The sequence below is a fragment of the Variibacter gotjawalensis genome, from assembly GCF_002355335.1.
GTDB lineage: Bacteria > Pseudomonadota > Alphaproteobacteria > Rhizobiales > Xanthobacteraceae > Variibacter > Variibacter gotjawalensis.
On the sequence record NZ_AP014946.1, the window covers coordinates 53,123 to 73,603 of the forward strand.

General features: G+C 57.0%; 18 protein-coding genes. 15 read left to right on the forward strand and 3 right to left on the reverse strand.

Annotated elements, in window-relative coordinates; genetic code table 11:
• Positions 1-240: 240 nt before the first annotated feature.
• The 8 genes from GJW30_RS23130 (at position 241) to GJW30_RS00300 (ending at position 12,457) form a co-directional block, all read left to right on the forward strand.
• Positions 241-786 (forward strand): site-specific integrase, encoded by a 546-nt coding sequence (locus GJW30_RS23130; RefSeq protein ID WP_430727186.1) that lies wholly within the window; start codon positions 241-243, stop codon positions 784-786.
• Between the two features lie 514 nt (positions 787-1,300).
• The gene (locus tag GJW30_RS00270; protein WP_096350344.1) at positions 1,301-1,630 is read left to right on the forward strand and encodes a helix-turn-helix domain-containing protein; all 330 of its coding nucleotides are present in this window, start codon (positions 1,301-1,303) and stop codon (positions 1,628-1,630) included.
• Positions 1,593-2,615, forward strand: a complete 1,023-nt coding sequence (locus GJW30_RS00275) for a reverse transcriptase family protein (protein ID WP_157746656.1) — start codon at positions 1,593-1,595, stop codon at positions 2,613-2,615. Before GJW30_RS00270 ends, GJW30_RS00275 begins: the two co-directional genes overlap by 38 nt.
• A 398-nt stretch (positions 2,616-3,013) precedes the next feature.
• Positions 3,014-6,388 carry a type I restriction-modification system endonuclease gene (gene hsdR / locus GJW30_RS00280; RefSeq protein WP_172887533.1) on the forward strand — a complete coding sequence of 1,125 codons (3,375 nt, stop codon included), beginning with the start codon at positions 3,014-3,016 and terminating at the stop codon, positions 6,386-6,388.
• A complete protein-coding gene (locus tag GJW30_RS00285) occupies positions 6,388-7,920 on the forward strand; it encodes a class I SAM-dependent DNA methyltransferase (RefSeq protein ID WP_096358569.1) in 1,533 nt (510 codons plus the stop codon). Before hsdR ends, GJW30_RS00285 begins: the two co-directional genes overlap by 1 nt.
• Positions 7,917-9,350 (forward strand): restriction endonuclease subunit S, encoded by a 1,434-nt coding sequence (locus GJW30_RS22435; RefSeq protein ID WP_157746657.1) that lies wholly within the window; start codon positions 7,917-7,919, stop codon positions 9,348-9,350. The genes GJW30_RS00285 and GJW30_RS22435 overlap by 4 nt, the downstream gene beginning before the upstream one ends.
• On the forward strand, positions 9,347-10,267 hold the full coding sequence (locus tag GJW30_RS00295) for a restriction endonuclease (protein ID WP_096350350.1): 921 nt from the start codon (positions 9,347-9,349) through the stop codon (positions 10,265-10,267). Before GJW30_RS22435 ends, GJW30_RS00295 begins: the two co-directional genes overlap by 4 nt.
• 27 nt (positions 10,268-10,294) lie before the next feature.
• The gene (locus GJW30_RS00300; RefSeq protein WP_130364656.1) at positions 10,295-12,457 is read left to right on the forward strand and encodes a DUF262 domain-containing protein; all 2,163 of its coding nucleotides are present in this window, start codon (positions 10,295-10,297) and stop codon (positions 12,455-12,457) included.
• Between the two features lie 419 nt (positions 12,458-12,876).
• Here GJW30_RS00300 and GJW30_RS00310 read toward each other — a convergent pair whose 3' ends face one another.
• Positions 12,877-14,037, reverse strand: coding sequence for a helix-turn-helix transcriptional regulator (locus tag GJW30_RS00310; RefSeq protein WP_096350356.1), 1,161 nt, complete (start codon positions 14,035-14,037; stop codon positions 12,877-12,879).
• A 223-nt stretch (positions 14,038-14,260) separates the two neighbouring features.
• On the opposite strand from GJW30_RS00310, the gene GJW30_RS22440 reads away from it, so the two are divergent.
• Positions 14,261-14,506, forward strand: a complete 246-nt coding sequence (locus GJW30_RS22440; protein WP_130364658.1) for a hypothetical protein — start codon at positions 14,261-14,263, stop codon at positions 14,504-14,506.
• 292 nt (positions 14,507-14,798) lie between these two features.
• On the opposite strand, the gene GJW30_RS00325 is transcribed toward GJW30_RS22440, so the two are convergent.
• Complete coding sequence (locus tag GJW30_RS00325; RefSeq protein WP_096350362.1) at positions 14,799-15,089, reverse strand: Arc family DNA-binding protein; 291 nt, start codon at positions 15,087-15,089, stop codon at positions 14,799-14,801.
• Between the two features lie 136 nt (positions 15,090-15,225).
• On the opposite strand from GJW30_RS00325, the gene GJW30_RS23135 reads away from it, so the two are divergent.
• The 4 genes from GJW30_RS23135 (at position 15,226) to GJW30_RS00345 (ending at position 17,321) form a co-directional block, all read left to right on the forward strand.
• Complete coding sequence (locus GJW30_RS23135) at positions 15,226-15,348, forward strand: Arc family DNA-binding protein (protein WP_430727187.1); 123 nt, start codon at positions 15,226-15,228, stop codon at positions 15,346-15,348.
• Complete coding sequence (locus GJW30_RS00335) at positions 15,339-15,992, forward strand: DUF3102 domain-containing protein (protein ID WP_096350366.1); 654 nt, start codon at positions 15,339-15,341, stop codon at positions 15,990-15,992. Before GJW30_RS23135 ends, GJW30_RS00335 begins: the two co-directional genes overlap by 10 nt.
• Positions 15,993-16,062: 70 nt before the next feature.
• On the forward strand, positions 16,063-16,311 hold the full coding sequence (locus GJW30_RS23140; RefSeq protein ID WP_430727188.1) for a hypothetical protein: 249 nt from the start codon (positions 16,063-16,065) through the stop codon (positions 16,309-16,311).
• Complete coding sequence (locus tag GJW30_RS00345) at positions 16,248-17,321, forward strand: tyrosine-type recombinase/integrase (RefSeq protein ID WP_430727108.1); 1,074 nt, start codon at positions 16,248-16,250, stop codon at positions 17,319-17,321. Before GJW30_RS23140 ends, GJW30_RS00345 begins: the two co-directional genes overlap by 64 nt.
• Before the next feature lie 336 nt (positions 17,322-17,657).
• On the opposite strand, the gene GJW30_RS00350 is transcribed toward GJW30_RS00345, so the two are convergent.
• Complete coding sequence (locus GJW30_RS00350; protein WP_157746658.1) at positions 17,658-18,674, reverse strand: tyrosine-type recombinase/integrase; 1,017 nt, start codon at positions 18,672-18,674, stop codon at positions 17,658-17,660.
• A 107-nt stretch (positions 18,675-18,781) separates the two neighbouring features.
• Here GJW30_RS00350 and GJW30_RS22445 point away from each other — a divergent pair, with 107 nt between their 5' ends.
• Positions 18,782-19,084 carry a YlcI/YnfO family protein gene (locus tag GJW30_RS22445; protein WP_130364660.1) on the forward strand — a complete coding sequence of 101 codons (303 nt, stop codon included), beginning with the start codon at positions 18,782-18,784 and terminating at the stop codon, positions 19,082-19,084.
• 165 nt (positions 19,085-19,249) lie between these two features.
• Complete coding sequence (locus GJW30_RS00355; protein ID WP_096350374.1) at positions 19,250-20,182, forward strand: glycosyltransferase family 2 protein; 933 nt, start codon at positions 19,250-19,252, stop codon at positions 20,180-20,182.
• The last annotated feature ends 299 nt before the right edge of the window (positions 20,183-20,481 follow it).

Sequence of the window (20,481 nt, forward strand, 5' to 3'; positions counted from 1 at the left end):
CCCTGCACTCCTGAGGTTGTGGCGGACTACATATCCGCAATTGCGAGCGTTTACTCAGGCTCGACCCTTCGCCGCCGGCTGGCTGCGATTGCTAAAGCCCATCGCCTTAGAGGGTGCCTCAGTCCTGTTTCATCAGAAATCGTCAGGGCGACCATACAGGGCATCTCCCGGACACACATCCATTCGCGTAGGGAAGCGGCCCCGTTGCTGAAGGAGGACTTGGTCGCGGTGCTCGACGCAATGGGCTCCAGTCCTAAGGACGTTAGGGACCGAGCGTTACTGCTCCTGGGCTGGGCCGGCGCATTCCGCCGAAGCGAGATCGTCTCGTTGAACGTCGGTGATGTTGTGCAGGCGCGACAAGGTCTGGTCGTCACTTTGCGTCGGTCGAAGACAGATCAGACGGGGACGGGCCGACAGATTGGCATCCCATATGGTCGCACACGCCACTGCCCCGTGAACGCGCTCAACGATTGGCTAGCGTTGCGCGGCGATCACGAAGGCCCCCTGTTTTATTCGGTAAGGCGATGCGGCCAAATGAGATCAAGCCAGCTACCTGCTGCGACGGTTTCCGAAATTGTGCAGCGACGAGTGGCCGCCACTGGTTTAGTCGGGGGTCCCTATTCTGGTCATTCGTTGAGGGCGGGCTTCATTACGTCGTGTGCTTTGGCCGGGATCGCGTCTTGGCGTATCCGCAATCAAAGCGGCCATAAGTCGGAGGCGATGTTGACTAGGTACATCAGACGCGGCGAGTTGTTCACCGAGAACCCGGCCGCACAACTTCTCTGAAGCCGAGTACGGCGCATCTGCGACAAAAGTTCGCTGACAGCGAACTTTTGTTGACCGTGAGCGAAACGCAGGGTACGAAGGTGCCGGCACTTGGTAGCAAAATGCCGCTTCTACCCGGGGTGGTAACACCCGAGAGGTCTCTCCTCGGAGGGACCTTCCATCTGTCGTTTGGGTTGAGGGAATACAACACAGCGACGGGTAACACGAGAACTAAGGCACGTTCTCGAGGGACCTGAAGTTACTCCGTTCAATGGTCCTCGACACACAGGCACCCTAGGGCAATCCAGCTCTAGAGGGTGTTGAGGAAAGGCTAATGGAAGTTAGTCCGCCAAGTGCTGAACGGAATAGGGTTGCCCCGTCCGGGCGAGTGAAGCGCGCTTTGTTGCGCGTGTTCGTTAACCGGAAGGTGCTGCTGTTGGCGCTGCGTATTGTCTACTGGATGGTACGCATCGTTCGCGCGGTGTCCGGGGGTTAGCTTCAGGTGATTTCCCTGCGTAGTACGAGGATGAGCGTCATGTACAACCGAGCACTCAAGCTGATCCGCGAGTATCACCGGATGAGCAGGACCGAAGTAGCGAACAAGTTAGGACTGTCGAAATCGTACGTATCGGAACTGGAGCGAGACAAGAAGCCGACGATAGACGTAATCGAGAAGTACGCCGAAGCGTTCAACATCCCTGTGTCGTCGTTGATGATCTTCGCGGAAAATTCCAACAATAGTCGTTCGGAACGTTTCCGAACGTTCGCCGCGAGCAAAGTCATCAACATGCTCGATTGGCTTCACGAGATTGCCGACGAAGATGAACATGCCGAAAGCAAAAAGCTCAAAAAAACTCAAGCTTGAGGAATGCTTCCTGCATTCGGTTGCTTCGCCAGTCGATCTGGCGCGTCGCCTTTTGATCGATCTCCCGGACCTTGAGCGTCTCGCGAACGCTGATCACCGCTTTAAGCAGTGGACGACCAAGAAGGGGCGAAAAATTCAAGAGCCGGTTCGCGAACTGCAGGTCGTGCATGGCCGCGTGATGCGCCTGCTCTCTGCGGTGGAGCCACCGCTCTATCTTTACTCGGCCGTAGCGGGCCGTTCGTACATCACGAACGCTCGGCAGCACGTTGGCGCATATCCGACTGTTAAGCTCGACCTTCAGAAGTTCTTTCCCTCCGTAAAGCGCGCGGCAATCCGCAACTTCTTCGTTCGTGAGATGAAATGTGCCGGTGATGTCGCGTCGATCTTGGCGAAGATACTGACTTGCAATGGTGCATTGCCGACCGGCAGCCGTGCCAGCTCGATTATGTCGTTCTACGCTTTCAAATCGATGTTCGACGAACTTGGTGATCTAGCGATTGCCAACAATTGCACCATGACAGTCTATGTCGACGATATCGCCATCTCTGGCGAGGGCGCACGTCCGCGCCTCTTGGTCAAAGCTCGTCGTATCATCGCAAGGTATGGCCTTAAGTCTCACAAGACGAAGTTCTTCCAAGCCCTGCAGGCCCGCATCATCACGGGAGTTGTTGTCGACCCTGCCGGCATCGCGCTTCCTCACAGTCGGCGAGTGCAGATCGAGCGCGGCCTCGCGGTCTTGGCTGCTGAATGCGATCCAAAGTGGAAACTGGAAATTCTTACGCGGTTAGTTAGTCGCGTGTATGAGGCTGCGCAGATCGCGCCTGCGGAGTTTCTTGCACTGGCAACGGAACTCTCGAAAGCTCGCGCGGAGCTTTTGAAGAAGGCTTCTGAACTCGCTGTTGCTTCGGTTGCACCTGACCGCCGTTCACACCTTCGTCTAGTGCACTCCGATGCCAGCACATCAGATCGGGTCGCATCCCCGTGAGCAGCTCTCCCGTTTACTACCAGCGATAATGGTCTCTTCTCATAGGTTGAAATCGCATTGATCTCGACACGAAGAAGTCGATCAAACCTTAGTCGAAAGGCTCAGGCGTATGACTGCGATATAAGTCGGGAATCTCACTGGCCAGAAATTAAGGCCGCGTACGCCCCCAACCTATAGACTGCCCGGATCGGGCATCGCCAAGACACCCCCCAGGTAGTCTATGAAGACCGAGTATCACGCGCGTCAGTTCTGCAGCGCTTACACGCGGCCGATTTTTTCAAGTCGCCGCCGGGTCCTGGACGAAGACAGAGGTGCCTTTGGGACCTTAACCACAGGCCAGGTGGACAACCTTAACCACCTTCATGCAACCTCCGGGTGTCTCGGGAGCATTGAAAGGTATGTCCGACAACTTCGGATTTTTGGCCGCGCATGACGAACGGCTGCCAGCGTTGGGAGCGCTGGCGGAGCGGTATTTCCGTGACGATCCGTCGACCTCGATTTTCAAGGTCCGTCAGCTGGCCGAGATCGTCGCCAAGCTTATCGCGGCCCGTTCAGCCTCGTATCGTGACGAGCGCGAGACCTTCGAGGAGGTCCTTAGACGCTTATCGTACGACCGGATCATCCCACGAGAAGTCTCCGACATCTTCCACGCGCTGCGGAAGGCTGGAAACCTTGCGGCTCACGAAGCCAAGGGCAATCACACGACCGCCCTGACAACTCTTAAGCTGGCGCGACAGCTCTGCGTCTGGTTCCACCGAACCTTCGGCAAGCAACCGAACTTCAACCCCGGAGCTTTCATCCCTCCCGCCCAGCCGGTGGATGCCACCGTCGCGCTGCGTAAGGAGATTGAGGCGCTTCAGCAGAAGGTGGCAGCCAGCGAAGATGCCGCGACCGTCGCGCGCCGCGAAGCGGAGGAGCACGCGCGAGCCCGCGAAAGCGCGGAGGATCGCCTGCGTCGGGAGGCCGAAGAACGCGCAACCTGGGAGCTGCTCGCGCAAGAGATCGAGGGTAAGAACACGGCGCTCAGCTCAAAGCTGGAAGTCCTGCAAGCCGCTGCTGAGGCGACGCCGCGAGCCGAAGTTCTTGAGTTTGTCCAACGCGGCGAAGAAGCCGCCACGAAGATCGACCTCGACGAGGCCGAGACGCGTTCGCTTATCGACCGTCAGCTCCGCGACCGCGAGTGGGAAGCCGATACAAAGACGATCCGCCACAGCGCGGGCTCGCGTCCCGCGAAAGGTCGCAATCTCGCCATCGCGGAATGGCCGACGACCACGGGCCCAGCTGACTATGCGCTTTTCGCCGGAACAACGCTCGTTGGCGTCGTCGAGGCAAAGCGGAGACGCAAGAACATCTCTGCGGCTATCGACCAAGCTCAGCGTTACTCGCCCGCGATCCTAGACAGCGAAGCCTATCTCGCGAGCGGCTCACCATGGGGCGAGCATCGCGTCCCCTTCGTCTTCGCGGCTAATGGCCGTTCCTATCTCAAGCAGATCGAGACCGAGAGCGGCATTTGGTTCCGCGATACGAGACGGGCCGCCAACCATCGGCGGGCGCTCGTGGATTGGCCGACGCCGGACGGCCTGCTCGGGCAGCTTGAGGTCAATCAAGATGCCGCTAACGCGCATCTGAAGACCCTGCCGTTCGAGTTCGGCTTTCCGCTCCGCCATTACCAAGAGAAAGCAATCCGCGCAGTCGAGACAGCACTTGCGCAAGAGAAACGCACGATGCTGGTCGCAATGGCGACCGGTACCGGCAAGACCAAGCTCGCCATTGCGTTGCTCTATCGCTTGCTCGCCGCGAAACGTTTCCGCCGTATCTGCTTCGTCGTGGATCGGAGCGCGCTGGGCACGCAAACGGAGGATGAGTTTTCGACCACTAAAGTCGACGCAGGAAAGACCTTCTCTGAAATTTTCGGGCTCAAGGGGCTGGAGCAAATCGACCCCGAGGCCGAGACGAAGCTGCATGTCTGCACGATCCAAGGGCTCGTCAAGCGCGTGCTCTACGCGGCTGATGTGTCGGAAGCGCCGCCGGTCGACCAATACGACCTCATGGTCATTGACGAGTGCCACCGTGGCTATTTGCTCGACCGCGAAATGTCCGACACTGAGCTGAGTTTCAGAGGCCAAGAAGATTACATCTCAAAGTATCGTCGCGTTCTGGAGTACTTCGACGCTGTGAAAATTGGCCTGACAGCAACGCCCGCGCTGCATACCACCGAAATTTTCGGCGAACCTGTGTACAAATATCCCTACCGCGAAGCCGTGATCGACGGCTTCCTGATTGACCATGAGCCGCCAACCCGGATCGAAACCGCACTAAGCCGCTCCGGCATTGGTTTCTCAGAAGGCGATCAGGTCGACTACCTTGCGTCCGATACGGGTGAAGTAAACACCGCAATATTGCCGGACGAGCTTCACTTCGAAGTCGAGCAGTTCAACAAGCAGGTCATCACTTCAGAATTCAATCGCGTCGTCGCCGAGGAACTTACGCGGCATATCGATCCGGCGCTGCCGGGAAAGACGTTGATCTTCGCCGCCACCGATGCTCACGCGGATATTGTTGTCAACGCGATCAGGAACGCTTTCAGAGAGGCCTATGGCGAGATCGACGACGATGCGGTTCGCAAGATCACCGGAAGCGTTGATCGCGTGAAAAGCTTGATCCGGTCGTTCCGCAATGACGCGAACCCGAAGATCGTCGTGACGGTTGACCTACTGACCACGGGCATCGACATCCCAAAGATCACGAACCTCGTCTTCTTGCGCCGGGTCAACAGCCGCATCCTCTACGAACAGATGATCGGCCGCGCGACGCGGCAATGTCCCGAGATCGGCAAAGAGGTCTTCCGTATCTTCGATGCGGTCGATCTCTATCCGCATCTGCAAGGCCTGACCGAGATGAAGCCGGTCGTCGTCAATCCGTCGATCAGCTTCGAGCAACTTGTCGGCGAGATGATCGGCGCACGCGACGAAGCGCAGCGCGAGACAATCCGCGAGCAACTCGCGGTTAAGTTGCGCCGCCAGATCAAGCGACTGCCCACCGAGGCCCGCCAACGCTTCGAGGCGGTCGCGGGCGAAACGCCAGAAGCGATGCTCAACCGCATCCTCGAAGACGAGGCCCCGGCCTTTGCGGCCTGGCTCAAGGACCGCGCCGCCATCGGTCCAATCCTCGATTGGCGCTCGGACGATGGCAGTCCGCGCCTGATCCCGATCTCCCCGCACGGCGATGAGGTTGTTGCGGTTACGCGTGGTTATGGCGAAGCGCAGCGGCCGAGGGATTTTCTCGACGGGTTCTCGGCGTTCATTCGCGACAACCTGAACGTCATCGCGGCGCTCAAGCTCGTTGTTCAGCGCCCGCGTGACCTCACACGCGCGGACCTCAAAGAATTGCGCGTCGCGCTCGACCTCAAGGGTTACTCAGAGGCGAACCTTCGCCGTGCCTGGGCTGACGCCAAGAACGAAGAGATCGCTGCATCGATTATCGGGTTCGTTCGCCAGGCCGCGATAGGCGATCCATTGACGCCCTACGCGGACCGTGTGAGAGCCGCAATGCGCCGCATCTCGGCGAACCGCAAGTGGACGGAACCGCAGAAGCGCTGGCTCCAGCGCATCGGCGAACAAGTCGAGAAGGAAGTTGTCGTCGACCGTGAGGCCATCGACAAAGAGCCGTTCGTTGCGGACGGCGGCTTCCAGCGGCTCAATAAGGTGTTCGGCGGCGAGCTTGAAAGCGTTCTCGCCGAAATCAACGAAGAGATGTGGAAGAAGAGCGCCTGATGACCAGCACAACCGACATTGTTGCGAAGCTCTGGGGGCTATGCAACGTCCTACGCGACGATGGCGTCACCTACAACGAGTACGTCACCGAGCTCACCTACCTGCTATTCTTGAAAATGCTGGCCGAAGTCCCGGATCAGAGCGGCAACCTAAGAGAAAACCGCTTACCCGGCGACTACCGTTGGGGCATCCTCGCTAAGCGCGAGGGCATGGATCAGCTCGACTATTACAAGAAGATGTTGCTGGACCTCGGCAAGGCGAAAGACAAGCTCGTCAGCGCGATTTTTACGGATGCACAGACGCGGCTCCGCAAGCCAACCAACCTAAAGGCGCTGACCTCGAATATCGATCAGCTCGATTGGTTCTCGGCACGCGAAGAGGGTCTCGGCAATCTGTACGAAGGCCTCTTGGAGAAGAATGCTTCTGATAAGAAATCTGGTGCGGGGCAGTACTTCACGCCGCGACCGCTGATCGACTGCATTGTCCGATTGATGCAACCAAGAGCCGGAGAAACGATCCAGGACCCGGCAGCGGGTACGGCCGGCTTTCTCGTCGCGGCGGATCGCTACATCAAGGATCAGACCGACGACCTCTACAAGCTCGCCCCGGACAAGGCGCACTTCCAGCGCAGTAGCGCCTTCGTGGGTGCGGAGCTGGTGCCAGATACACACCGGCTCTGTATGATGAACCTGTTGCTGCACGGCATCGAGGGTGGCGTCGACAACGTCGACACGCTCTCTCCGGATGGCGAACGTCTCGCGAAAGCTGACTTGCTGCTAACCAATCCCCCGTTTGGTGCCAAGAAAGGTGGCGGTCGCCCGACACGAACAGACTTTTCGGTCACGGCCGATACTTCGAACAAACAACTCGCCTTCGTCGAACATATTGTCCGCGCACTTAAGCCGGGCGGTCGCGCTGCCGTCATCGTGCCTGACAACGTTCTGTTCGAAGACAACGCTGGGCGACGCTTACGCTCATGGCTGATGGACCTCTGCGACCTGCACACGATCCTACGATTGCCTACTGGTATCTTCTATGCGCAAGGCGTCAAAACCAATGTGCTGTTTTTTCGGCGTGGCAAAACCGACAAGGCAAGCACGAACGCCGTGTGGGTATACGATATGCGCGCCAATATGCCGGCGTTCGGCAAGACGCGTCCGCTCGCCGTCGCAGACTTCGCTGACTTCGAGGCCGTTTACGGCTCTGATCCGAACGGCGCAGCCGCGCGGAAGGATCAGGGCGAGCAGGAGGCGGGGAGTTCCGCAGGCGCGACTGGGATTGGAAAGGAGGTCCGCTGGCGCATGTTCAGCCGCGATGCGATCACCGCCCGCAACGACAACCTCGACATTGCGTGGCTCCGCGACACAGAGGCTGAGGCCGAGGAGGCGCTGACCGAGCCGGAAGACATTGCGGCTGCGATCATAGGGCATCTCAGGGCTGCGCTAGATGAGATCGAAGCACTCTCAGAAGAGATAGAGCCGCCCGATAGTCTCAATACCGAGGCCACGGTCGTTGCGGATGCGGCAGAATGAGCGCGTTTCCAAAGGGATGGGTCACCGCCAACCTCGCTGAGGTCTGCAAGCTAATAACCGATGGCACCCATCATTCACCAAAAAATGGACCGTCTGGCGCATACAAGTACGTTACAGCGAAAAACATCCGACCTTGGGGGCTCGACCTATCGACGATCACGTACGTCGATGCGGAAACGCACGCACAGATTTTTCGACGCTGTCCTCCCGCGAAAGGCGATGTTCTCTACATCAAAGATGGAGCAACAACGGGAATTGCAATCGTCAATCCCTTAGACGAGCCGTTCTCGATGCTATCCAGCGTAGCCCTGCTGAAGCCTCTTACTGACGTGACTTCGGGAGAGTTCTTATGCAAATTTCTCAATTCACCTGATGCTTTCCGACAACTAACCGGCGATATGACGGGTTCGGCGATACGCCGCCTGACGCTGACGACCATCAACCGACAGCCCATTCACTTGCCGCCTCTCCCCGAACAGCGGCGGATCGCGGCAAAGATCGACAGCCTCACCGGAAAATCCGAACGCGCGCGCGATCACCTCGACCACATTCCCCGCCTCGTCGAGAAGTACAAGCAGGCCGTCCTCGCTGCAGCGTTTCGCGGCGATTTGACGCGCGAGTGGCGGCAAAAAAAGCATCGCGACCTAGTGGCTGTTGTCCCACGGAACACAGAAAGCATCGCAAAAAAGTACCTCGCGAAGGGCGTCTTTGCTGCTCCGTATGTTGTGCCTCAAACTTGGCAATGGCTCCGCCTTCCAGATGTCGGGCAACTTGATCGAGGGAGATCCCGCCACCGGCCTAGGGATGACGAGCGTCTATTCGGTGGCGCTTATCCTTTCATACAAACCGGCGAAGTTCGGCAGGCAAATCGCTTTCTCGCGAGCTACTCGCAGACGTACAGTTCGTTCGGGTTGGCACAGAGCCGTCTGTGGCCTATCGGCACCGTCTGCATCACGATTGCCGCCAACATCGCGGAGACGGCAATCTTGGCGATTGCAGCCTGTTTCCCGGACAGCGTGGTTGGCTTTCTGGCCGACGACGACAAAGCGGATGCGAGTTACGTTGAATTCTTCATGAGGACCGCGAGAGAGAACCTCGAAGCGTTTGCGCCAGCAACGGCCCAAAAGAACATCAATCTCGATACACTAGCGGCTATGCGCGCACCCATTCCGTCGGTCGCTGAGCAACAAGAAATTGTCCGCCAGATCGAGCTTGCATTCCGCTGGATCGACCGGATCGTCTCCGAGGCGACCAGCGCGCGAAGACTGATCGACCGCCTCGATCAGGCTATGCTTGCCAAAGCGTTTCGCGGCGAACTCGTGCCGCAAGACCCTAACGACGAACCTGCAAGCGCCCTCCTAGAGCGCATCAAGGCTGAACGCGGTGCGACGCGCGAGACGATGCGAAAGCGGAAGGTTGTTGCCAAATGACGATGCCGGACTTTCAAGAGTTCATGCTACCAGTTTTACGTAGTGCGGCTGACGGCGAAAAGCGCAACGCAGATATTGCGGACCGCGTTGCCGATGAACTCAAGCTGACGCAAGAGGAGCGCGAGCAGCTTTTGCCCAGCGGCAGGCAGCGCGTTTATCTCAATAGACTGCAGTGGGCCAAGTTCTATCTAATGAAGGCCGGGCTTGTCGCCTTCCCGTCGCGCGGAAAGTTTGTTGCGACCGAAGAAGGTCGCGCGGTCTTGGCGGCAAATCCTCCACACATCGACCGCGCGTTCTTGATGCGGTACCCAGCGTTTCGCAAATTCGAGGTTAACGACGATCCGGAAGCCGAGGTTGCCGGTACGCCCACATCGTCGCAGCCATCGCTAGCGACTACAACGCCAGAAGAGCAAATCGAGAGCGCCGTCCAGTCGTTACAACAAGCGCTGCGCAGCGAGTTGCTGGATCGCATCCTTGATAACTCTCCCGCCTTCTTCGAGCAGCTCATCGTCGATCTACTGGTTGCGATGGGATACGGCGGCTCGCATAAGAACGCCGCAATGCAGCTCGGCCGCTCTGGCGACGGCGGGGTTGACGGCATCATCAACGAGGATCGGCTCGGCCTTGACCGCGTTTATATCCAAGCGAAGCGCTACAAAGACAACAGCGTCGGCAGACCCGACGTTCAGGCTTTCGTCGGCAGTCTTGTAGGTTTCGGTGCGACGAAGGGTGTGTTCGTCACGACCTCCACGTTCAGTGGGCAGGCGCGCGACTTCGTCAAGCACCTTGCGCAGCGCGTGATCCTGATCGACGGAAATCACCTCGCCGAGTTGATGATCGAGCACGGCGTCGGCGTTCGCGTCAGTCGCGCGGTCGAGTTCAAGCGCCTCGACGAGGATTTCTTCGTCGAGGACTAGAGGCAACGAAGCGGATCGAGGTCGTCGTTGGATACGCAGGTAAAAACACCGCAGCTCATTTTCATGCAACCTCAGCGGCTGCTCGTTCCCCTGTTTCAACGGCCTTATGTCTGGAACGAAGACATTCAGTGGGAGCCCCTCTGGGATGACATCGAACGGCTAGCCGAACGGTGGCTCGCACAGCCTCAAGGAAAACATCAGCCGCACTTTCTCGGTGCTGTCGTTCTGCAGCAGATCGCGCACCAAACCGGGCAGATGCAGCAGCGTACAATTATCGATGGCCAACAACGTCTCACGACCCTTCAACTTCTCTTCGATGCCCTTCACGCCGAGTTGACGGAATTAGGGGCGTCGCAGGCTGCTTTGCGCATCAAACCGTTGATCGAGAACGACCAAGCTTACTGCTCGAACGAAGGGGAGAAGTTCAAGGTCAGTCCGACGAACCGTGATCGGCCGCATTTCAATCAGGTGATGGGCGCGCAGCCCCCCATTTCCTATGATGCGCTCGCGAAAGGCGAGCGCATGATACAGGCGCATCGATTTTTTGCGAGTTGCGCGCGAAAGTGGCTAGAGCTAGATGGACCCGATGGTGTGCAGCGACGCGCCAACGCGCTCGATATTGTAGTTCGCGATTTGCTGCAACTGGTAGTCATCGATCTGGCGGCCGACGAGAATGCTCAAGAGATTTTCGAAACTCTCAATGCGCGTGGGGAGAAGCTTACCGCGGCCGACCTGATCAAGAACTTCGTCTTCCAGCGACTTGCCGGGCAGGTCGACGTAGAGGCTGTCTATGAGCAGCACTGGAAGTCGTTTGAAAATACTTTCTGGGAAGAGGAAGTTTCCTCCGGGCGACAGCTCTATCCACGCTCAGCAGTCTTCCTCAATCATTGGTTGATTGCGGAGACCGGCGAAGAAATCGTTGCGCGCAAAGTTTTCGAGCGGTTCAAGCGCTATGCGGACCACGACGCCGGCGTCCCAATGCTGGAGCTGCTGAAGAGAATTAGCGCCTCGGCGCGCGTCTACAAAGATTTTCTCGATAGCGCGGCCGAGAAGACCGGTTTGATGACGCCGCTTGCACTGTTCGGGTATAGAACCAGCGTACTCGAGAGCGAGGTTGTGAAACCTCTGGTCCTCTACCTCCTCGACCCTAACCGAACGAAGGTCCCACAGGATCAATTTGAGCGCGCCTTGAATAGTATTGAGAGTTGGATGGTGCGTAGGATGCTCGTGCGCGAGACGACGAAGAACTACAACAAGATTGTCGCCGATCTTATCGCTGAAATGCGGAAGCAGGATCGGCAATCTCTAGGAGATTTCATCGCGCAATATTTACAGGAGCAGAGGAGCGAGAGCTCGTATTTGCCGGACGACGACGAAGTACAAAATGAGCTTGGCGAGTTGATGGTCTACCGCCGTCTGAAGCGCGGAAGGCTTCGCATGGTGCTAGAAGCGTTGGAGGATCACTTCCGCGGCTTCAATGATCCTAAGGGAAGCTACGCGGAAGGACGCGTTGCTCGCTCCTCTCTCGCGATTGAACACATCATGCCAAGGCGCTGGTCGGCTCATTGGCCTGTCGGCGAAACTCCAGAGCCGGAGCGTGATCGACTAGTTCATACCCTCGGCAATCTCACGTTGCTGAACGGCAAGCTGAACTCCAAAGTTTCGAACGGACCGTGGCAAGGCGTTTCAGGTAAACGCGAGGGCCTGAAGGGGCACAGTGTGCTTAAGCTTAATGCGCGAATTGTCGAAAACGAAACGTGGCCTGAAGCGACCATCGTCGCGCGAACTAAAGAACTGGTTCGTTCCGTGCTGGCGATTTGGCCGGTGCCTCCCGGCTACAAATCTGAGTTTCAAAGCGAGCGACGACGCCCCCACCGCAAGGTCGAGTTGGCTGATCTGATTGCGGGGAATGAGATTGCGCCTTTCGCAACGCTAACTCCCTCGCAGAAGAAGCACTCTCACCGGACGGCCAAAGTGTTAGCGGACGGTCGCGTCGAAGTAGATGGGAAGTCGTTTGCTGGCCCCACTGAGGCCGCGAGTTACATAAGAGGGAAGCGAACCGGTGGATGGTGGTTCTTCTTCGTCGACCCCGAGAAGAAGACTAAGCTCAAGCATCTCAAGCAGCAGTACGTCGAGAAGCTCTCGGTCGATATTGACGACGACGAGGAGGACGGCGACGAGGACGAATGACCGGGGACTACGAGCTTGACCGTGACTTGCTCGAATCTCATCCTTCTACTCGATGGCAAGGTGTACCCGGAGTACTCGTGCTTTGCGCCTAAGGGCATAATTGCCACCTCGTCGCTGAAGGCACTTCTTAGCGCCGTCCTCGCACATGTCCTCGACTTAACGATAAAGCTAGGGACCGCAGTTCCCGGCGCGAAGGACATCTCAATCGGGGCAACACCAGAACCACCGAGAATGAAGGACCTGGAAGATTGGGATCGCGGTCGCAACTAAGCTGCTGACTTAGGCAGCGTTGCAGTACTACGATCTCAAGTAACCGAACTGCTCCCCCAAGGTAGTCTCTTCGTAAGCGCGAGATCGCGCTTCGACATGGTCGCGCAAATTGCCGGCGGATTTTTTTTCAGCAAGTGCCTTCCATCACGCTAAAAGAGCTTGCCGAGCGCGGGCTCAAGATCGTCGACCGGCAGCGCACTCACCATCCGTGCTAGCGATACTTGTGAGTGCACGCCTGTCTTCTCGAAACACCTGGACAAGTGCGTTTTGACGGTCGCTGGCGAGACCTTGAGCGCATCAGCCACCTGCGGTCCACTCATCCCGCTGGCTATCATGATCGCGACCCGCGCTTCTGCAGCTGTAAGCTGAAATGCCGCCTGTAACAGCGCCGCTTGGCTCTTGGTAGGGCCTGTCGGATCGATAACTAACAACAGGACACGAGCTAGACCCAACAGGTGCCACATTGCGAACGCTGGTTGTGGCAGAGGCACAGGGATCACAAGCAGAGGCGAGCCGACCAATCGAGTAAGGCGTACGGGCGGGCTCAGCTTGTCGCCCGAACTTGATGCGACCGCGAGCGCCATGTCGAGTGACCTTGCGAACTCAGACGCCTCCGCCGGCAACGTGGTGTTTGCGTAGACGCGCCGGTTCTTATCTAGCCTGAGGCTACCGACATGCACCTCGAATAGAGGTTCAGCCGCTTTGTTGGCGAGCAGCAATCTGCCCTGTCCGTCCAGGACAAGAGACGGGTTGGGCATCGCCTGAAGGACACGCTCCAGTTGCCGAGTGCCGTCCATCATCGGCGCGAGCTTCAGCGAGGCGTCAAGGGCGCGTCCCAGGTGGGGAACGAGATGTTGAAGCCGCTCCATGTTCGCTCCGATACGGTCGCGCTGGCTCTCGGAAAACATGAAGCTGAAGCCGCCAATCCCGTCGCGGATATTCAGCGCCGGGTGAGTGAAACTCAGGATGTCAGCGATGGATTGGGGGTCCAGTACGTCGGCGTGGAATTGGGTGCGCTTGAGCGCCGCCATATCGACCTGGCGACCGAGCTGAACCACTCGCTCAGGCGCTGCAACACTCATCGCTCGCGACATCGGATTGTCGACGTGCTCTTCGGCGAACTTTCGATCTGCTTCCGTCGATAGCCGTCCGGTTATCACAACCCCACTCTCGCGGCCGGGAGTGAGGTTGATGTGTGCCATTAGCCCGCCGATAGCCCCGAAGTAATCTGCGAGCTGTGTCAGCACCAATGGCCACGCGGCGGGGTCCGCTATAGCTCCGTAGATCAGATCGAGTGGATCGCGCTCCATGGCCTCCCACCTCACTCGTGCCGATAGCACTCGCAGACGGGAAGCTTATCACCCGATTGGGGGACCTCTATGACAAGAGCACGCAGAGCTTCTCTGCGGGAAGTATAGTTGGGTGACGCGGGTAATCGCTGCGCTACATCGCTCACAGGCGAACAAGGCAGCAACCCACTCGTCCAGCAGGCTGCGCAACTCACCCTCGCTGGTCGGGACTGCGTGTGAATACGTGGACGATCCTATCGCCGTCCTCAATCTCGATAGCCGCAGCGCCGAAGAAGGTGCCAACCGCCGCAATTGCATCTTCATCAGTCGCCGCGTTCACCAGGCTGCTCACAACCCGATCTCCGGCGATACTAAGGACCGTGTACCTCTTCATCGCACGCGGTGGGATGTCGTGCTGGAGGTCCGCGTGAAACGGGACATCGTTCATCAGCAGTTCCGATCATTCCAGGCGTCTTCGCCTTCTTCATAGAGGTTCATGATCGCGTTTGCCTTCATCAAGCAGGGCGCACACTCAGAGCCCCCGCGTGAGCAGTTCTTCGCGCCGCAGAGGAGCGACATGACCTTCATCCGGTTGGGCCGCTGCAGGATGATGTGAATAGCCCGCACGCAGATGCGGGTGCTCTCTGGCGTAAGGGTCGAGTTCTTCCCGCGAACCGCCCGGCGAAGCATCTTCTCAGCTAACAGACGAGCTTCAGGGGAGGGCAAAGGGTGCATGCAGCAATGAGAACAAAAACGGAACAAAACGCAAGTTCATTTCGGACCTAATGCCCGGCCTTCTCCAAGGCTACCTCTAAGCCATTCACCTTCGCAGCTAGAAGCTCGACGGTCTGCCGGAGAGACGCGATCTCGAGGACGTGTTCCCGCACCACGAACTCAACCTCCGGCAATGTGGCCGCTGTTTCACCAGCGAGCCTGTCTTCTTCGCGAAACGCGTTTTCCAGCCTCGCTACTATCTCTCCGTTGAGCGAGCGGCTGTTGAGCTTGGCAGCGGCTTCGACGCGGTTTTTCAACGTGCGAGGCAGCCGCAACTTCATCTGTGGATCGGCGGACATGGTCCCTCAGTAAACCAAATTGGTTCTTTTTCTATTGCGCAAACTTCGCCGAAGTGCAATAAACCACTATGGTTCACATTTAGATCATGGAGACGTTATGAAGCAGGCAATAACTGTGAGAATTCCGCTCAAGCTGATGGGTCAGCTGCGCGAGAAAGCTTCCGCTAATCATCGTTCGCTGAGCAACGAAGTCGTTGCGGCGTTGGAGCATACTCTGAACGTCCCGACCGCTAGTCGGGAGGTCGTGTCATGCCGCTGACCCTGCCAACAAAGAAACACGTCGCTCCTAGTCTCCTACTGCTGAAGGGTGAGAAGCCAACGGGGTCTCCCGAAACGCTCGGTATCATCACCGAACGGATCAAAGCGCGGCTCATAGACAGCACAATTGAAACGGGGCGGGACCTTCTCAAGGCGAAGACGCTGATCCCGCATGGTCAATTTCAGGCTTGGATAAAAGACAATTTCGGCTGGTCGGCCTCACTCGCCCAAAAGCTGATGAACATCGCCGAGGACCCCAAATCCGTACAGTTTATGGATTTGCCCAAAGTGGCTCAGTACGCGCTCGCTGCTCCATCGACCCCGACCGCCGCAAAGGAGGCCGTGGCAGAGGAAATTGAGAGCGGCAAGAAGCCCTCAACCAAGCGCGTCAAAGAAATCATCAAAAAGGCCAAGGGGAAATCCGCTGCACTGCCGGCTTACGTACCTTCGGACCCAGAAGCGAACTCAGAGCACGACATCAAGATTTCGCTCGTCCCCGGTGAAGACGGCAATGAAGACTTCCAGACCGATCATGTAATCGCTGTACTGAAGCAGGCCACCTTTTCGGTGTCGGCCGTCGCATTCGAGAAAGCGTTTCCTTACGCTCGGGTGGAGTTGATCGATCCGGGAGCGGCTAGTGCTTAACTCGCTCGACGGTCCCCTGCTCTCGCCGGATGACGCGGCTGCAAAACTCGGCATCAGTGTGAAAACACTTATGCGGCATATCCGAGACGGCAAGCTTCGCTTCATCAATGTCAGCACTGGGAAGCGCAAGCGTTACAGGTTCACGCAAAAGAACCTTCTGTCATTCATCGAAAATCAGAAGACGCGGGATCAGCCGAAGTGTCCGTCTATCTCCCCAAAAACCGCAAGACGCCGTTCTATCAGTTCGACTTCCAGATCAATGGTCGTCGCTTTCACGGCTCTACCGAAGCCCGAACCGAAAAAGAAGCCAAAGCCGTAGAGCGCAGGGAGCGCGCGAAGGCGCGAGCTGATCTTGAGCGTGAGCGGATCACTGGAAACGGCCCGATCACGCTCGACCAAGCTTGCCAACGCTTCTGGCATGAAGTCGGACAGCACCACCGAAACGACACCGCCACGTATCAGCAGTTGACTTGGCTTGCGGTGTTCTTCGGCAGCACAGTGCGTCTTGACGAGATAACAGATAGGCACATCGCCGAGATGATTGCGGCTAGGCGGCAGCGCCCCCGTCACGGCCGCGCTAAAGACAAACTCGGAAACCCGACACCGAAGGTCGCCAATGCTACGGTCAATCGAACGGCGACCGTTGTCATGAAGGCAATTTTCATGCGCGCCAAAAAAGTCTGGAAGTATCCCCTGCCCCTTGAGCCGAACTGGCGCGATCACTGGCTTCCAGTATCTCCAGAACGCGTTCGCGAGCTGGATGATGCCGAAGATAGCGCACTCGACGCAGCCGTTCGTTCCGACTACGGCTTATGGTTCGAGTTCGTGCGGCTCACCGGCTTACGCAGAAACGAAACCCTCATCAGATGGGAGAACGTGTTCGCGAAGCATATCGCAACGACAGGCAAACGCGGCCGGCCCGTCAGAACCCCGATCACGAACGCGATCCGAGAGATATTAAATCAGTGTAGAGAGCATCACTCAGAATACGTCTTCACCTTCATCTGCCAACAGTCGGACGCTAGCCGTGGCATGGTGAAGGGCATGCGCTATCCCATCACCTCCGAAGGAGCTAAGTCACAATGGCGTAGACAGCTCCGACGCTCCGGCGTGAAGAACCTTCGCTTCCACGACCTCCGCCACGACACAGCAAGCAAGCTTCTGCGAAGACAGAAAAACATCAAGCTGGTTCAGAAGGTGCTCAATCACGCTGACATCGCCACAACTTCAAAATACGCACATGTGCTCGACGAAGACATTGTAGCGGCGCTGGAAGATTTCGCATTGTACCGGAAAAAATCCCGGACTAACGGAGAGGTAGATACTTAGATGTTGACATCGAAGCCGAATTTGCCGACGACCGATGTCGTTCGTAATGACGGGGTCGGGGGTTCGAATCCCTCTTGCGGCACCATTTTCTTACGCTTTTTTCACTTGATTGCTAAGTGCCAACTTTCGATTTTCGCGATCCGAATTTCGTTCACTCCCACCGCATCAAGTGCAAAACCGACCCTGTGCGTTAGCAGGGTTATAGAATGCGACGTTACACATGAAGGAGCGCAAAAATACGCGGTCGAGCTTCAATATGTAACGTTCCGAAATTTATGATATCAGATATCAACAGTGTGCCAGTTTGACGCCGCGGTAGTGTGCTGTGCATGCGCATCAGCCCCCATAAGCGTAAGCTTCTTCAAGCGCACTCATCGCAGTCTCGGCTCCACGCACAGCTTGGGTGTAATAAGACAAAGTCACGTTGGCATCCGCGTGGCCTGCGAGTTTAGCTACAAGCCCGATCTCCACTCCTTTGATTTGCAATGTCGAGATGAAAGAGTGACGCGCGCTATGCGGTGTCACTGCGGGCAGATCGCAGTCGCGCAGGAACGGCAGCCAAATTCTGCGCCGGAAATTTGTGTAAAGAAGTGGGCCTCCCCCGCCGCTCCAAGACAACGCTTTCGGGTTCAACCTTCCCAATGATGGAAAGACCCTTCGAGGCTCGCCACTTTTCCCCGGGCATGACTTTTGCCATTCGGCAAGCATCCCGTGCAACGCAGAAGTCATTGGGATTTCCCGCAGCCCCGCGATCGATTTTGTGATGTCCGTAAGCTTTCCGTTCCTTTCCTGCATCCGCCGGATCTTGATCAGGTTGCGCTCAAAATCGATGTCCTGCCAAAGCAAACCTAACTGTTCGCTTGGACGCGCGCCGGTCAAGAATGGAAAGATAACAAAGATGCCTGGGCGCAACTGTTGACGTGACACCGAGAGCAACCGACCTACCTGCGTCGGCGTCAAAATCGCTTTTTTATCGCGACGTGGTTCGCGGCCGGTTGCGCGCGGCATGACAGGAGTACGCAGATCAAAATCTTCGCTCGCGAGAGCTAGTGCGGCCGACAGAAACATTTTGGCTCGGTTAGCTGTGTGAGCACCGACTTCGTTTCGAACGACCTTGATCCACTGGCGAATTTCTGACGTCTTCAGTGCTTCAACTGGAATACCGCCAAGCACAGGGAGAAGGTCGGCCCCTGCCGTGCTCGTTCGCCCCGACGTATACGCCATACGTTGCTGTCGATTGCCGCGGAAAATCGGACCGATGATGCAATTGCAAGAACGTACATACCCTTCGAAAGTTGACGGCTTTACGTGGTGTCGACGGTCGTCTAGCCAGTAGCCGACCACGTCAGCCACAGTAAATTGTCGACCGCGCCTGTCGCTCTCAACCCGCCCTAAAGAACAATTTTCAAGCATCAAAATCGTCCGCAATTAGCACCAAAAGCCAGAGTTGATGATATCAGATGAAGCAGCAGCTGAGAAGCAAAAAGCCTGTGCGAGAGAAGCGTTTAGCAGGCCGTCCACGCATCAATAGCGAGCAGACACCAGCCCGTTTTCCGGCCGGCACGTTAGCGAGCATCGACGCCTGTTTGGCACCAGGCGAGCGGTTAGCAGATTTTCTGCGCGAGGCTGTTTCGCGTGAGCTCAAACGGCGTGCGCGCACTCAGAATGCGACGAACAATATTGAACATCCGGCGCCCACCGCGCCGATCGGGAATCAAAATTTCACGATCGACATGCTAAAGCCAGCGAAGCCTAAAAACTGATTTGTCGATCGGCGAACAAATGCGCCAGAGCGGCGGCGCACCAACGTCGATGCAACGTTGAGCAGAGCACGTGCGATCGAAAGTCAGGTTTTTTAACCGCATTGTGCGGAAGCGCACTCCCCGACCTTCAGTCGAACAGCGACACATTCTGCACGAGCTTGATAAATGATTGCACACGATACGAGCCGGACAGTCGTCCTCATGGGCGTTTACAACGGCGAACAGTTTCTTCAGGAGCAGATTGAGTCGATCGACCGTCAGACCTTCAAAAATATCGATCTTCTCGTTTCAGATGATGGGTCGACGGATCAATCGATTGCACTTTTGTCAGCGCAAAAGTCGCGATGGAATAAAGGCTCGTTTCACATCGTGAATGGGCCGAAGCAAGGGTTTGCTGAGAACTATCGCTATTTGATCACGTCTGTTGCGCTCGATCGCGACTATTTTGCATTTGCCGATCAAGACGATATTTGGGACGAGGATAAACTAGATGTCGCGTGTTCGTGGCTAGGCCAGCAAGGCGACCAGCCGGCGCTGTTCTGTTCACGTACTAGGACGATGTCGGTGAACGGAAAAACGCTTGGCTACTCGCCACTTTTCGCCAAGCCACCTAGCTTTCGCAATGCCATTGTCCAAAGTCTTGCGGGTGGCAACACAATGGTCATGAATCGCGCTGCAATGAAACTTGTCGCAGAATCTGCAAAACGTTCTAAGTTCATCAGTCACGATTGGTGGAGTTATTTAGTCGTTACGGGTGTAGGCGGAACTGTCAAATACGACCCAACTCCACGTATAGGATATCGCCAGCATGGGGGAAATGTCGTCGGCGAAAATGACTCTTGGCGCGCGCGCTTTCTTCGCGTGCGTCATCTCTTTGCGGGACGATTTTCGTGTTGGAACGATCAAAATATTTCAGGGCTCAAAGAGAGCCGCGAGGTTTTGACACCGGAGGCACAGTCGGTGATTTGCCAATTTGAGCGAGCTCGAAATGCATCGCTCGTTAAACGCGTAACAACGCTGCATCACGCTGGCTTTTATCGTCAAACACTGTTTGGCAATCTAGGTCTTTACTTAGCGTGCATTTTTCGCCGACTGTGATCAGTTCCGGTCTTGCCGAATAGATCAGCAATTCGCACAGATTTTCGAGGAGCGACGGAGTCTCTCTTCGGCGGCGTCGTTGCGTTGATACCATTCCGGCGTGAGGTAGTTCGGATGCGTGCTGCGAGACGAAACCGAACCATCGCCGACGCCTGCCGTCGTTGAGCGTGCTGTACGTCGACCGCGCGGCTTGGCTTTCACATCATCTGTTACCGCGGATTGATGCATTGCCCAATCGGGGATCCCAGTCTGCGGAGAATAGCCCATGCGCGCGCAGCCGCAAATCGCCACACCGCCCG

Excerpts from the sequence above, each read along its gene's own strand:
- GJW30_RS23130 (WP_430727186.1), top strand. The coding sequence starts at position 241 with ATGGGCTCCAGTCCTAAGGACGTTAGGGACCGAGCGTTACTGCTCCTG.
- GJW30_RS00270 (WP_096350344.1), top strand. The coding sequence starts at position 1,301 with ATGTACAACCGAGCACTCAAGCTGATCCGCGAGTATCACCGGATGAGC.
- GJW30_RS00275 (WP_157746656.1), top strand. The coding sequence starts at position 1,593 with ATGCCGAAAGCAAAAAGCTCAAAAAAACTCAAGCTTGAGGAATGCTTC.
- hsdR (WP_172887533.1), top strand. The coding sequence starts at position 3,014 with ATGTCCGACAACTTCGGATTTTTGGCCGCGCATGACGAACGGCTGCCA.
- GJW30_RS00285 (WP_096358569.1), top strand. The coding sequence starts at position 6,388 with ATGACCAGCACAACCGACATTGTTGCGAAGCTCTGGGGGCTATGCAAC.
- GJW30_RS22435 (WP_157746657.1), top strand. The coding sequence starts at position 7,917 with ATGAGCGCGTTTCCAAAGGGATGGGTCACCGCCAACCTCGCTGAGGTC.
- GJW30_RS00295 (WP_096350350.1), top strand. The coding sequence starts at position 9,347 with ATGACGATGCCGGACTTTCAAGAGTTCATGCTACCAGTTTTACGTAGT.
- GJW30_RS00310 (WP_096350356.1), bottom strand. The coding sequence starts at position 14,037 with ATGGAGCGCGATCCACTCGATCTGATCTACGGAGCTATAGCGGACCCC.
- GJW30_RS00325 (WP_096350362.1), bottom strand. The coding sequence starts at position 15,089 with ATGTCCGCCGATCCACAGATGAAGTTGCGGCTGCCTCGCACGTTGAAA.
- GJW30_RS23135 (WP_430727187.1), top strand. The coding sequence starts at position 15,226 with ATGGGTCAGCTGCGCGAGAAAGCTTCCGCTAATCATCGTTCGCTGAGC.
- GJW30_RS00335 (WP_096350366.1), top strand. The coding sequence starts at position 15,339 with ATGCCGCTGACCCTGCCAACAAAGAAACACGTCGCTCCTAGTCTCCTA.
- GJW30_RS23140 (WP_430727188.1), top strand. The coding sequence starts at position 16,063 with ATGCGGCATATCCGAGACGGCAAGCTTCGCTTCATCAATGTCAGCACT.
- GJW30_RS22445 (WP_130364660.1), top strand. The coding sequence starts at position 18,782 with ATGAAGCAGCAGCTGAGAAGCAAAAAGCCTGTGCGAGAGAAGCGTTTA.
- GJW30_RS00355 (WP_096350374.1), top strand. The coding sequence starts at position 19,250 with ATGATTGCACACGATACGAGCCGGACAGTCGTCCTCATGGGCGTTTAC.